The 11,972-nt window shown below is 73.9% G+C and carries 12 protein-coding genes; 6 read left to right on the top strand and 6 right to left on the bottom strand.

Translation table 11 applies throughout. From position 1 onward, the window contains the following. Positions 1-19: 19 nt before the first annotated feature. Complete coding sequence (locus HDA32_RS20170; protein ID WP_179644703.1) at positions 20-1,054, bottom strand: LacI family DNA-binding transcriptional regulator; 1,035 nt, start codon at positions 1,052-1,054, stop codon at positions 20-22. Between the two features lie 128 nt (positions 1,055-1,182). On the opposite strand from HDA32_RS20170, the gene HDA32_RS20165 reads away from it, so the two are divergent. Continuing rightward, complete coding sequence (locus HDA32_RS20165; protein WP_179644702.1) at positions 1,183-1,917, top strand: hypothetical protein; 735 nt, start codon at positions 1,183-1,185, stop codon at positions 1,915-1,917. Positions 1,918-2,020: 103 nt separating this feature from the next. On the opposite strand, the gene HDA32_RS20160 is transcribed toward HDA32_RS20165, so the two are convergent. Continuing rightward, positions 2,021-2,971: an alpha/beta hydrolase family protein gene (locus HDA32_RS20160; protein ID WP_179646819.1), complete on the bottom strand. Its 951-nt coding sequence runs from the start codon at positions 2,969-2,971 to the stop codon at positions 2,021-2,023. Positions 2,972-3,668: 697 nt separating this feature from the next. Between HDA32_RS20160 and HDA32_RS20155 the strand changes: the two genes are divergently transcribed. Beyond that, positions 3,669-4,505, top strand: a complete 837-nt coding sequence (locus tag HDA32_RS20155) for an SAM-dependent methyltransferase (protein WP_179644701.1) — start codon at positions 3,669-3,671, stop codon at positions 4,503-4,505. A 51-nt stretch (positions 4,506-4,556) separates the two neighbouring features. Here the strand turns inward: HDA32_RS20155 and HDA32_RS20150 are convergent, their stop codons facing one another. After that, entirely contained in the window at positions 4,557-5,294 is a 738-nt protein-coding gene (locus tag HDA32_RS20150) for a TetR/AcrR family transcriptional regulator (protein ID WP_179644700.1), read from the bottom strand. Further along, entirely contained in the window at positions 5,287-6,681 is a 1,395-nt protein-coding gene (locus HDA32_RS20145; RefSeq protein WP_179644699.1) for a PP2C family protein-serine/threonine phosphatase, read from the bottom strand. The genes HDA32_RS20150 and HDA32_RS20145 overlap by 8 nt, the downstream gene beginning before the upstream one ends. A 252-nt stretch (positions 6,682-6,933) precedes the next feature. Between HDA32_RS20145 and wrbA the strand changes: the two genes are divergently transcribed. After that, complete coding sequence (wrbA, locus tag HDA32_RS20140) at positions 6,934-7,551, top strand: NAD(P)H:quinone oxidoreductase (RefSeq protein ID WP_179644698.1); 618 nt, start codon at positions 6,934-6,936, stop codon at positions 7,549-7,551. A gap of 311 nt (positions 7,552-7,862) precedes the next feature. On the opposite strand, the gene HDA32_RS20135 is transcribed toward wrbA, so the two are convergent. Continuing rightward, complete coding sequence (locus tag HDA32_RS20135; RefSeq protein ID WP_179644697.1) at positions 7,863-8,396, bottom strand: GNAT family N-acetyltransferase; 534 nt, start codon at positions 8,394-8,396, stop codon at positions 7,863-7,865. Between the two features lie 85 nt (positions 8,397-8,481). Next, positions 8,482-9,069 (bottom strand): P-loop nucleotide/nucleoside kinase family protein, encoded by a 588-nt coding sequence (locus HDA32_RS20130; RefSeq protein WP_312863255.1) that lies wholly within the window; start codon positions 9,067-9,069, stop codon positions 8,482-8,484. 118 nt (positions 9,070-9,187) lie between these two features. On the opposite strand from HDA32_RS20130, the gene HDA32_RS20125 reads away from it, so the two are divergent. The 3 genes from HDA32_RS20125 to HDA32_RS20115 all read left to right on the top strand — a co-directional run bounded on the left by HDA32_RS20125 (position 9,188) and on the right by HDA32_RS20115 (position 11,795). Continuing rightward, positions 9,188-10,219: an alpha/beta hydrolase gene (locus HDA32_RS20125; RefSeq protein ID WP_179644695.1), complete on the top strand. Its 1,032-nt coding sequence runs from the start codon at positions 9,188-9,190 to the stop codon at positions 10,217-10,219. Positions 10,220-10,285: 66 nt separating this feature from the next. Beyond that, positions 10,286-10,930 (top strand): endonuclease, encoded by a 645-nt coding sequence (locus HDA32_RS20120; protein WP_179644694.1) that lies wholly within the window; start codon positions 10,286-10,288, stop codon positions 10,928-10,930. Positions 10,931-11,018: 88 nt separating this feature from the next. Continuing rightward, the gene (locus HDA32_RS20115; protein WP_179644693.1) at positions 11,019-11,795 is read left to right on the top strand and encodes a PIG-L deacetylase family protein; all 777 of its coding nucleotides are present in this window, start codon (positions 11,019-11,021) and stop codon (positions 11,793-11,795) included. Positions 11,796-11,972 lie beyond the last annotated feature (177 nt).

Raw genomic sequence — 11,972 nt, 5'->3', positions numbered from 1 at the left:
GGGTCACCGCAGGGGCGGCTCAGCGGGCTCCGCGCAGTGAGGACGCCCGGGGCACCACGCGCGGGCGCGGTGCGCTCGGCGCGGGAGCGTCGGCGCCGCCCTCCAGCAGGGCGAGCAGCAGTTCCACCGCGTCGCCGGTGGCCTGGCCCAGGCCCAGATCGACGGCGGTGAGCGGAGGCCGACAGGTCTTGGCGCGGATGCCGTCGTAGCGGGTGACGACCATGATGTCGTCCGGGATGACGCGCCCGCTGTCGGCGATGGCGCGGATCGCGCCGATGGCGAAGGCGTCCACCATCGCGCAGACGGCGTCGATCTCGGGGTGCTCGCGCAGCAGGCGGGAGCAGCGGTCGTAGCCGGCCTGCTCGCCGTCCTGCTCCGGGGCGGTCGCGACGAGCGCCGGACGGCCCTGCTCTGCGGCGATCCGCTCGAACACCGCGCGCACCTCGACGTAGGACTGCCGGGTGCCGGACCCGATGATGAGCGCGGGGCAGCGGGCGCCCTGCCCGTGCAGGTGCTCCAGCAGCAGCTCGATGACCAGGCCGCCGTGCAGGTCGACGCTGGAGGCGTCGTCTGCGGCGCCCACCTGGCGGCCCAGCGTGACGTAGGGCAGGCCGCGGTCGCGCAGCTGACGCACGACGTCGTCGTCCTGTTCGGGTTCCACGACGATCGCGCCGTCGATGTCCACCGACTCCAGTCCCGGCCCCGACTCCACCGGCGGAACCAGTACCAGCGCGTAGCCGTGGGTCAGCGCCCGCTCGGCGGCGGCGGCCGCGACCTCCATGTAGAACCCGAGCCGCGAGGGCCCGCCCGCGACGGCGAAGGGCATCGAGGAGGCCAGCGCGATGGCCTGGGCCCGCCCGCGGCGCAGCCGCTGGGCGCGCAGGTTGGGCCGGTAGCCGAGCTCGGCGGCGATGGCCTTCACCCGCTCCCTGGTGCGCGGATCGACCTTGCCCAGTCCGTTGAGGGAATGCGAGACGGTGGTCCGCGAGACGCCCGCGGCCGCGGCGACATCGGCGATGGTCGGACGCCGGGCAGCGGGACCGGGAGTGGCCATCTGAGCAGGGCTCCTTCACGCGCGTCGGGTAGGCGATCGTACACGGACACACCCAGTCTCCCCGACCCCGCTCGGCCTCGCACCGATCAGTCGGGGCGGACGTGTGCGTCGCAGCGGGCGTCGGGTCGGTGCCTCTCAACGTCCGCACCCATCGCCGGAACACCGCCGACCGCGCGATCCCGCGCGTGCCGGCGGTCGTGGAGCGCATCGCCCGCGAACACGGCGGTCCGGCCGGGAGCGACCCGCGCACGGCGGCGCCAGTAGGGTTGCGGGTCATGCAGCCGCACCGCCGCAAGGTTCTCATCGTCGCCGTGCTCGTCCCCTCGGGGCTGGTCGCCCTCCTGGGCGCGTTCGTCCGGGGCGCCGGATTCTCGCTGCCCGGAATCGTCGGCGTGCTGGTGACCCTGGGCGTCGCCGCGGCGCTGGTGCGCCTGGTCCTTCCGGGGGTCGATCCGCTGCGGGGCCGGGCGGCCGTGTTCGTCCTCGGCTGGGGCGCGCTGGTCCTCGCCGCGACGGCGGGGGAGACCGCGGCCACCATCACGGGCAACGAGCTGGCCCAGCGGGGGACGCGGGTCACGTGGAGCCCGTCGGCGCAGGCGGAGTTCGGCTGGTTCGCCTACGCGCCCGCCGGGGCGGAGTCCTCGTCCCTGCGGACGTGGAGCGGGAGCGAGACCGGCGCCTCCGCGCTGACATCGGTCCGGCCCCCGATGACGGGATCGATCCTGCCGCACGGGACCGCCGCGAGCGCGCTGCTGCTCGGCTGGGCCGCGGGAGGCGCGGCCGCCGTCGCCTACACCAGGACCCTCCCGCAGGAACCACCGCGGGCCGGGCAGGGGGACGGCGGCGAGCAGCCCGACGCGTGAGAGCGCCGGTGGCGGCCGCTCCCCGCTGCCGCCACCGGCGCCTGCCCTGCGGGGCCCCGCCCCGGCGGCGGTGCGCGGGGCCCGCAGGGGTCCGGCCGCCCCCTTAGGAGGAGTGGGGGCAGGTGTCGCGGTAATCGGAGATGTCACTGCCCCAGCCGGTGCTGGGCGGGGGGCAGAGGAACTGCTCGTAGCGGGTGTCGTTGTCGACGAAGCGCTTCAGCCAGGAGATGCTGTACTTGGCGATGGTGGTGTTGGAGAAGTTCGGGGCGAAGTGACCGGCCCCGTCGAGCTCCAGGTAGGCCTTGTCCAGCGAACCGGGCAGGCTCTCGTAGAACGGCTCGGAGTGCGAGCGCACCGAGGCGATGGTGTCGTCCTCGGCGCCGACCACCAGCGTCGGCACCTGCACGTCGGACCAGTCCTTCTGAAGGTGCCAGCCGGTGAGCGGGATGGCCGCCTGCAGGTCCGGGTTGTCCTCGGCCGCGGCGAGGGTGCCGCCGCCGCCCATGGAGTGGCCCATGACGCCGAGCCGGTCGGGGTCGATCCGGTCCCGGACGTCGCTGTCGCTGTCCTCGACCAGGTACTCCAGTGCGGCCTCCAGTTGGCGGCCCCGGCTGTCGGGCTGGTCGTAGCGGGTGTTGGTGTCGATGGTGAAGATGACGAAGCCCTGGGAGGCCAGGCGCGGGCCCAGCCAGGACATCGACGAGGAGCTGGCGGTGTAGCCCGGGGCGACCGCGATCGCGCCGAAGGTCTCGCTGGTGCCGGTCGGGTAGTAGACCGTGCCGCCGCCGAAGCCGCTGACGCCCCACGAGGAGACGGAGTCCTCGTCGACCGAGTACGGGCCGCGCAGCGCCTCGATGCTGGATTCGGTGGGGGCCGGGCCGCGCTCGTAGGGGTTGTCGGCGTCGGCCTGGGCCGGGGCGGCGACGCTTACGCCGGCCATGGCCAGCGCGGCGGCCATGGCCAGCGTGCCGGCGATCCTGGCACTGCGGGAGCGCGGGGGCGGGGTCGTGCCACCGGAGTCGGGGGACAGGGGGTAACCGGGGGTGCTTGACATGCGCACGGAGTTCGATTCCTTTTCTTCGGGGCGGAGGCGTTCGCCGGATTTCCACCCGGAGGTCCGGAAAACGCGTGCGGGTCCGCCATCAGATACAGGGGGAAAGGGATCCAACGCTGGATCGCGGAGGGCCGCGGACTGCCTTGAACAGCAGGTCCGGGGTTTTCCCGTACCGTCCGGCGTGCGGCCGAAGGAACGGGAGGGCGGTCCTGGACAAGGCCCGCCGCGGCGCTGCCGGTTCTTCGTGCGAAGAAACGCGCAGCGGTCTCGTGGCCACTGATCGGGGTGTCCGGCCCGGAGATCCGGAAGTGTTCGCCGAGAACACCCCGAATGGGGAACGGGTGGAGGGTGCCGGCGAAAAGCGGCCACCGTCGGAGTGGAATGTGCGGCGGGGGGAACGTCGTATTCACCAACTCCTTACCGTGGAGACACCGCAACTATCCGTGTCGATCCGGTTACCGCGCATCCGTTAAATCACCAGTGTGTACGGAGCACCTGGTCAACGCCTGCCGAACGGTCGGGCCCGGCCCGTCCGGCGAGGGGCCGCCGCCCGGTGCAGCGGGCGGCGCGGACGCGGCGGATCGGGGCATCGGCGACATGCGGCGCGAGTGGGGCGTCGACTGATCGAATACGTCCTAGGATGCGCGCAGAGCCCGAAGACGGCCGCCCCGGAAACGACCACAGGAGCCACCAGCCCATGAGCGAAACCCCGGCGTGGATGAAGCCCCAGTCCGACAGCGCCGAGTTCCCTCCCGAGATCGACACGAGCACGGCCCACCCGGCTCGGATCTGGGACTACTGGCTGGGCGGCAAGGACAACTACGCCGCCGACCGCGAGACCGGCGAGCAGATCCTGACGGCCCTGCCGGACATGGTGGCCAACGCCCGCGCGAACCGGGCGTTCCTGGCGCGGGCGGTGCGCCACCTGGTCGAGGAGGCGGGCATCCGCCAGTTCCTCGACATCGGCACCGGCATCCCCGCCGCCGACAACACCCACGAGGTCGCCCAGTCGATCGCCCCGGAGTGCCGGATCGTCTACGTCGACAACGACCCCGTCGTCCTGGTGCACGCCCGGGCGCTGCTCGTCGGCACCCCCGAGGGCGCCACCGACTACATCGACGCCGACCTGCGCGAACCCGACGTGATCCTGTCGAGGGCCGCCCGGACCCTGGACTTCGACCGGCCGGTCGCGGTCATGCTGCTGGGGATCCTCGAATTCGTCCCCGACACCGGCGAGGCGGCCGCGCTCGTGCGGCGGATCATGGACGCCGTTCCCTCCGGCAGCCACCTGGTGGTCTCGCACTCGACGAACGAGGTGCGCGGCGAGGCGATGGACGAGGCCGCGCAGCTGTGGAACGAGGGCGGCTCCACCCCGCTCGTCCTGCGCAGCCGCGCCGATCTCGCCGGGCTCTTCGAGGGCCTGGAACTCGTCGAGCCGGGCGTGGCCTCCTGCTCGCAGTGGCGGCCCGACACCGGTGGCGCGGCCGTTCCCGAAGCAGTGGCCCAGTTCTGCGCCGTCGGGCGCAAGCCCTGACGCGCCTCCCACGCCTCTCGGAGGGCCGGGGCCGCGGGGAGGCGCGGGCGGTCAGCCGTGCTCGGCCAGGCCGATCGGGGCCGGGCCGCCGTCCGCGCGCGCGGTGCGGGCCCCGTCCCCCGGCTCGGCGCCGCCCGCGGCGCCGGTGAGGTAGGCGACCACCATGTCGCCGAGCATGCGGCGGTGGTGGTCGTGGCGTGAGGGGTCGAGCGGGTCGCGGTGGAAGATCGTGGTGAAGGTGTGCCGGTTGGCCACGGGGAAGACGCAGTAGGCGCTGATCATCATGTGCACGTCGACCGCGTCGGTGTCCGCGCGGAACACCCCCTGGCCGCGGCCGCGCTCCAGGATCGCGGCGATGAGGTCGATGACCGGCGTGCTGAGGTTGGCCAGGACCTCGGACTTGGCGATGTGCTCGCCCCGGTCGATGTTCTCGATGCCGACCAGCCTGATGAAGTCGGGGTTGGCCGTGTGGTGGTCGTAGGTCAGCTCGGCGAGGTGCCGGATGGCCTCCGCGGGTTCCAGGCCGGCGACGTCCAGGGTCTGCTCGGTCTCCCGGATCCGGGAGTAGGCGCGCTCCAGGACCTTGATGTAGAGCTGCTCCTTGCCGCCGAAGTAGTAGTAGATCATCCGCTTGGTCGTGCGGGTCCTGGCGGCGATCTCGTCGACCCGGGCACCGGCGTAGCCGCGCTCGGCGAACTCCCGGGCGGCGACGTCGAGGATCTCGGTCCGGGTCCGGGCCGCGTCGCGCACACGTCCCGCAGTGGGCGTCGAGGGCGGGACGTCAGGCATGCGGCTCCTCGTCGGCTGGCGGTTCGATCGGCCCCAGTCTAGGCGAGCGGGGCCCGGGGCCATCGGCGTTCCCGCGGGGGGCGCCGGCGCCGGCCTCGGGGACGCGCAGGGCGAGCAGCACGACGTCGTCGGCCGGGGTGTCGAGCACACCCTCCAGCAGGCCGTCGCAGAAGTCGCCGACGGGCGCCCCCGCGAGCGCGGCGGCCTGCCGGCGCAGCCGGGTCATGCCGCGGTGCAGCGACTCGCCCCGGCGCTCGATCAGACCGTCGGTGTAGAGCAGCAGCGTGGAGCGCGGCGGCAGCTCCTCCTCGGCGTCGGGGCGGACCCGGCTGTCGTCGACCCCGAGCAGCAGGCCGTGGCCCCCTGTCAGGTAGCGGGTCTCCCCCTCGCGGGTGACGAGCAGCGGGGGCGGGTGCCCGGCGTTGGTCCAGCGCCACCGCCACGGCCCTCCGACCGGCCCCTCGATCCGCCCGTAGAGGGCGGTGGCCGTCTTCGTCGTGCCGAGGTGGTGCAGCAGGCCGTCGAGCCGCCGCATGATCGCGCTGGGGGGCTCCTGGTGGTCCCACGCCAGCGCCCGCAGCATGCTCCGCAACTGCGCCATCTGCACGGCCGCGCTGCGGTCGTGCCCGCTGACGTCCCCGGCGACCAGCGCGGTGACGCCGTCGGGCAGCACGAACGCGTCGTACCAGTCGCCGCCCACCTCGGCGCTGACCTGCGCGGCGGTGTAGCGGGCCGCCATCTGCAGGTGGTCAGCCTTCGGCAGCTCCGGCAGCAGCGCGCGCTGGAAGTCCTGCGCGGCGTCGCGCTGGGCGGTGTAGAGCCGGGCGTTGTCGACGGCGAGCGCGGCCCGGTGCGTGAGGTCCTCGACCAGCGGCAGGTCGTCCTCTGACAGCGGGTGGTCGGGGTCGGTGCGCACCAGGACCAGCACGCCGAGGACGCGCCGCCGGGCGCGCAACGGGGCGAGGATCGCGGTGTCGGCGCCCAGCAGGTCCACCAGCTCCTTCTGCGCGCGCCCCAGGGGGCTGGCGGTGGCCGCCTCTTCGGGGAAGTGGTCGAGGAACAGTGGTCCGGCGCCGGCCAGCACGCGTTCCAGTGGGGTGTCGGCCAGCGGTTCGGGGCCGGGAACGGGTCCCCGCACCCCGGCCGGCAGGACGACCTTGGGGTCGCGGTGCGCCAGTGCCACCCGGCGCAGCTCCTCGTCCAGCAGCTCCACCACGCACCAGTCGGCGAGCTGGGGGACCAGCAGCCGGGCCAGGCGTCCCAGCACGTCCTCGGTGTGCAGGCTGCTGCTCAGCACGGTGCTCACCTCGGCGATGAGCATCAGCCGCGAGAGCGCGCGCTCCAGGACGGGATCGAGGTCGTCGGCGCCGCGCGGGTTGTCCGCCATGTGTCATCCCCCTTGTCCCGGCCGGTTCCGTCGGCCTTCCCGAGGTCGAAGGGGAGGCGGCGGAGGGGGCGGTGCGACCGTCCCGGGTGCCGGGCGCCGGCAGCGCCGGTGCTGTGTTCATGGTCACCCCGTACCGGTGGCCATGGCGAGTTTGCATGCTTATGTATTATCTTCCTAGGAAAAGAAATTCGTGCGCCTGCTCGGAGCCCAAAGGTTCCGGCGGGCGCGTTCCGTGAGACCAAGAGGTTGTCCATGAGTGAGAGCGTGAAGCTCAGCGTCGTCTACTACTCCGCCACCGGGACGGGGTACGAGATCGCGCGGGAGATCGCGGAGACCGCGGAGAAGGAAGGCGCCGAGGTCCGGCTGCGCAAGGTCGCGGAGCTGGCGCCGGCCGAGGCGATCGCGAGCAACGAGGCGTGGGCGGCCAACGTCGAGGCGACCCGGGACGTCGCCGAGGCGAGCGCCGATGACGTGGTGTGGGCCGACGCCGTCGTGTTCGGCTCGCCCACCCGCTACGGCAACATCGCCTCGCAGCTCAAGCAGTTCATCGACACGCTCGGCCCGCAGTGGTCGCAGGGCCTGCTGGCCGACAAGGTCTACAGCGGCTTCACCTCCTCGGCCACCGTGCACGGCGGCCAGGAGTCCACGCTGCTGGCGCTGGCCACCACCTTCTACCACTTCGGCGGCATCGTCGTGCCGCCCGGCTACACCGACGCCGCCAAGTTCGTCGACGGCAACCCCTACGGCACCTCCCACGTCGACGCCCAGGGCAGCAACCCCGTGGACGACACCACCCGCGCCGCCGCCCAGGTGCAGGCCAAGCGCGTGGTCCGCATCGCGGCCTCCCTCAAGGCCGGCCGGACCCTCTGATCGAGTTCTGACCTCGGCCCCAGGGAGTCTTAAGGCCGACCTCAGGGAGGAATGGCGTGCGGGTGGCCGATTCTCTCGCGTGGCCGTCAGGACCGCGGACGGAGATCGACCACCCGCACGCGAAGCGGACCCGTCACTGCGGGCGCGCACCGACACCGCGGTTCCGGTCCGGCACTCAAGCAGGCGGCGTGGGCGGCGCGGCGCCGGGTCGATCCCTGCGGGAGCCTTCGGCCACGCGAGAGGATCGCCCAGCCACCACAGGCTCCGACCTGGGGCTGAGGTCAGAGAACTCCGGTGGTTGAGACCCAGGTTCAGGGCCGGAGATCGGAGGGGCGGATGCGGAAGACCTGGAGCCGCAGGCCGTAGTACTTGTCGGTCTCGCCCACCCACTCCATGCCCAGGCGCCGCGCCGTGCCGATGGCCCGGGTGTTGGCGGGGCGGGCCACGGCGAACAGCTCCTCGATCCCCTCGCCGAAGGCCCAGCGGACCAGCGCCGTGCCGGCCTCGGTGGCGAAGCCGTTGCCCCAGGTGTCCGGGCGAAGCTGCCAGCTCAGCTCGAAGTCCTCCTCGAACGGGGGCAGCAGGCGAAGCGACAGCCCGCCGATGACCGCGTCGTCGTCCCGGCGCACCACGGCCCACCGGCCCGCGGGCGGGAGCAGGTTGGGCTGGGCCTCCACCCATGCCTCCAGCACCGAGCGCATCGCCGACACGTCGTCGACCGCGCGCATGGCCGGCGTCAGCCACCGGGCCACCTCGGGGGAGCCGTAGACCGCGAACGCCGACTCGGCGTCGTCGGTCGTCCAGTCCCGGATCAGCAGCCGTTCGGTGCTCAGGGGTGGCGTCATATCCGAATGCTAACCCCGGGCGGGGCCGATCCCCCGCTCCCGGGTCCGCTTCCTCCCCGGCCCGCGGCCGCGGCGCCGCGCCGGATCACCGGACCGCGCGGTCGAGTACGGCGTCGACCTGCCCGGGCAGCGGGGCGGCGCCGTTCCGGTTGTCGATCTCGGCGTGCGGCGCGGCCGGCGGCTCGTCGGGGCGGATGCGCTCGACGAAGGCGTCGAACCCCGTGAGCTTCCCCGCGTCGCGCGAGCGGCCCCGCCGCCGCAGCCGGGCCAGCAGCGTCGGCCCGTCGCAGCGCACCCAGACCAGCCGTACGGGGTCGCCGCCGAGCTCTGCCACCCAGGTGCGCCACGCGTCGGCGTCGCGGATCCGCCCGGTGAACGGAGCCACCAGCATGACCGGGCACCCCGCCGCCCGGATCTGGCGTGCGGCGGCCGTCATGCCCCCGTACTCGTGCACCTTGACGTGCTCGTCGTACCAGGGGCCCTCCCGCTCTCCCGCGGGCCGGCCGTGCGCGTCGAGCACGGCGGCCGCGAACCCGCTGTAGAGCGTGTCCTTGTCGAGGAGCGCGGGAACCGGCCGCAGCCGCTCCAGCACGAGGTCGGCGACGGTGGACTTCCCGGCCCCGGGTGCGCCGGCGACCACCCACACCGCGGCCCTGTCCGCAGAATCGATCACCGGTCCAGCGTGCCGGGTCGCGCGGCCCGGCGCCAACCGGGACCGGCCCCTCGACGCCGGGCGGCCGGTCCGGGATGCTGGGACCGGACGGACCGGATGCCGAAGGGGAGGAGCACGCATGCTGCCGTGGTCGGGAGAACTGGCGGGGCGCATCGAGCGGCGCACACTGGTGAGCGAGCGGCTGCGCGGGAACCCGCTGGGGGATCCGCACGAGCGTCCGGTCCTGGTCCAGGTGCCGCCCGGCTACGCCGACTCCGACCGCCGCTACCCGGTCGTCTACGTCATCCAGGGCTTCACCGGCCACGTCGGCATGTGGGACAACCGGACGGCGTTCCGGCGGCCGTTCCCCGAGCTCGCCGACGCGGTGTTCGCCGCAGGGCAGGCGCCGCCGGCCATCCTGGTCTACGTCGACGCCTGGACCTCGCTCGGCGGCAGCCAGTACCTCGACTCCCCCGGCACCGGCGACTACCACTCCTACCTGTGCGACGAGGTCGTGCCGTGGGTGGACGCCGAGTACCGGACCCTCGCCGCCCGCGACCACCGCGCGATCTCCGGCAAGTCCAGCGGCGGCTACGGCGCCATGGTCACCGCCATGCTGCGGCCCGAGGTGTTCGGGGCGCTGGCCACGCACGCCGGCGACGCCCTGTTCGAGCTGTCCTACCAGCCCTTCTTCCCCCGGATCGCCCGCACGCTGCGCGACGAGTACGGGGGCTCCTACCCGGCGTTCCTCGCCGACGTCCGGACCCGGCCGTTCGGGACGAAGGACGGCGACGGCGAGCTCATCGAGATGTACGCCTACGCCGCCGCCTACTCGGCCGAGCCCGACGGCACCGTGCTGCTGCCCTTCGACGACCTCGGCCGGATCGTCCCCGAGGTGTGGCGGCGCTGGCTCGCCATGGACCCGGTGCTCATGGCGGCCCAGGAGGCCGGAGCCGAGGCGCTGCGGTCGATGCGGGCCGTCTGGATCGACGCGGGCGACCGTGACGAGTTCTACCTCGACCTCGGGGCCACGGCCTTCCGCAGGGCCGTCGCCGCCGCGGGCGTGCCCGACGAGCGGGTGCGCTTCGAGCTGTTCGACGCCGGCCACGGCGCGATCGAGTACCGCTACGCCCCTGCGGTGGCCTGGCTGGCCGAGCGGATCGCGGGGTAGCGGCGCGGATGCCTCGGTCCTCTTCCGGGTAGGGGCGCGTGCGGACGCGTTCAAGGGGGACCGACGATGAGCAGGACCACGATCGCCCGGGCCGTCGTTGACGAGGCGGGCCGGACGCTGGCGCAGGAGGCCGGGATCCGACTGGAGGACAAGCCGTCGCCCCTGTGGCGGCTGCTGGTGCTGGCGAACCTGGTCAGCGCCCGGATATCGGCCGACATCGCCATCGCGGCCGCGCGCGAGCTGACCGGCGCGGGCGCGACGACGCCCGACGGCATGCTCGGACTGACCTGGCAGCAGCGCGTCGACGCCCTGGGCCGGGCCCACTACGTGCGCTACGACGAGAGCACCGCGACCCGGCTCGGCGAGTGCGCCGAGCGGCTGCGCGACCACCACGGGGGCGACCTGCGCCGGCTCGCCGACGAGGCCGGCGGTGACCCGCGGCGGCTGGAACGCGACCTGCAGGGCTTCAAGGGCATCGGTCCCACGGGCGCGGCGATCTTCTGCAGGGAGGCGCAGCAGGTGTGGGAGTGGTTGCGGCCCTATTTCGACGGCGTCAGCCGCAAGGGGGCCGAGCGGGTCGGTCTGCCGACCGCGGAGTCCGAGCTCGCCGGGCTGGTCGACGGCGGCGAGCTGGCCTCGTTCGCCGCGGGCCTGGCCCGGGTGGCCCGCGACGCCGGACTCGCCGAACGCGTCCGGCGGACCGCCGGCTGAGCGCCGCGCCCGCCGCCGCCCCGTTTCCGCATCGGGCTCCGGGGCAGGGGAGTGATGTCGGACCCGGGCCGGCGTGGAGGGAGACGCATTGAGTACCACCCGATGGACCCGATGGTCGTCCGGCCACGCCCACTCCGTCGACGACGCGGGCACCTCGGAGACGGTGTGGCGCGGGTGGCCGGCGCTGCACGAGTTCCCCGCGCTGCACGTCGCCGACACCCGCAGCGCCGTCGTCGTGGCGCCGCACCCCGACGACGAGGTGCTCGGCTTCGGCGGGGCCATCTCGATGCTGGCGGCGACCGACGCGCTGCTGCGGATCGTCGCGGTGACCGACGGGGCCGCCCCGGATCCGGGCGGCGGCGCCCCCGTCCGGACCGAGCAGGTGGAGCGGCGCATCGCCGAGACCGAGCGGGCGCTGGAGGAGCTGGGCGCGGGGGACGCGGAGATCGTGCGGCTGGAGCTGCCCGACGGCCGGGTCGCCGGGGCGGAGGCCGAGCTGGAACTGCACCTGGTGGAGCTGTGCACGGGCTTCGAGGTGTGCGCGGCGCCGTGGGAGGGCGACATGCACCCCGATCACGACGCCACCGGACGTGCGGCCCGCACGGCCGCCGACGCCGTCGGCGCCTCGCTGCTGGAGTACCCGATCTGGATGTGGCACTGGGCGCTCCCCGATGACGGGCGGGTGCCGTGGGCCGACGCGCACCGGATCGTGCTGCCGGAGGAGGTGCGGGCGGCCAAGGCCGCGGCGATCGCCTGCTTCACCAGCCAGACGCGGCCGCTGAGCGGGCACGCCGCGGAAGCGGCGATCCTGCCCCCGGAGATGGTCGCGCACTTCACCCGGGACGCCGAGGTGGTCTTCACCTGACCGGTGCCCGACGGCCGGGTTCGCACAGGGGGCGGCTGCCGCAGCGCGCGCGAGCCGCCGGCGGTACGGCGGATCCGGGCTTGAGAGTCCCGCCTCGTTCCGTGAACGCGGCGGTCGCAACCCGATGGGCCCGGGCCGCCGCCCCGGCCACGGGGACCGCGGACCCCCTGGGGCCGG

This window comes from Spinactinospora alkalitolerans (genome assembly GCF_013408795.1).
In the GTDB taxonomy this organism is placed as follows: Bacteria; Actinomycetota; Actinomycetes; order Streptosporangiales; family Streptosporangiaceae; genus Spinactinospora; species Spinactinospora alkalitolerans.
This window is presented reverse-complemented; position numbering and strand designations above follow the sequence as displayed.

What these genes read in the sequence shown, in the direction of transcription:
- HDA32_RS20170 (WP_179644703.1), bottom strand. Translation starts at nt 1,054, where the DNA reads ATGGCCACTCCCGGTCCCGCTGCCCGGCGTCCGACCATCGCCGATGTC.
- HDA32_RS20160 (WP_179646819.1), bottom strand. Translation starts at nt 2,971, where the DNA reads ATGTCAAGCACCCCCGGTTACCCCCTGTCCCCCGACTCCGGTGGCACG.
- HDA32_RS20155 (WP_179644701.1), top strand. Translation starts at nt 3,669, where the DNA reads ATGAGCGAAACCCCGGCGTGGATGAAGCCCCAGTCCGACAGCGCCGAG.
- HDA32_RS20150 (WP_179644700.1), bottom strand. Translation starts at nt 5,294, where the DNA reads ATGCCTGACGTCCCGCCCTCGACGCCCACTGCGGGACGTGTGCGCGAC.
- HDA32_RS20145 (WP_179644699.1), bottom strand. Translation starts at nt 6,681, where the DNA reads ATGGCGGACAACCCGCGCGGCGCCGACGACCTCGATCCCGTCCTGGAG.
- wrbA (WP_179644698.1), top strand. Translation starts at nt 6,934, where the DNA reads ATGAGTGAGAGCGTGAAGCTCAGCGTCGTCTACTACTCCGCCACCGGG.
- HDA32_RS20135 (WP_179644697.1), bottom strand. Translation starts at nt 8,396, where the DNA reads ATGACGCCACCCCTGAGCACCGAACGGCTGCTGATCCGGGACTGGACG.
- HDA32_RS20125 (WP_179644695.1), top strand. Translation starts at nt 9,188, where the DNA reads ATGCTGCCGTGGTCGGGAGAACTGGCGGGGCGCATCGAGCGGCGCACA.
- HDA32_RS20120 (WP_179644694.1), top strand. Translation starts at nt 10,286, where the DNA reads ATGAGCAGGACCACGATCGCCCGGGCCGTCGTTGACGAGGCGGGCCGG.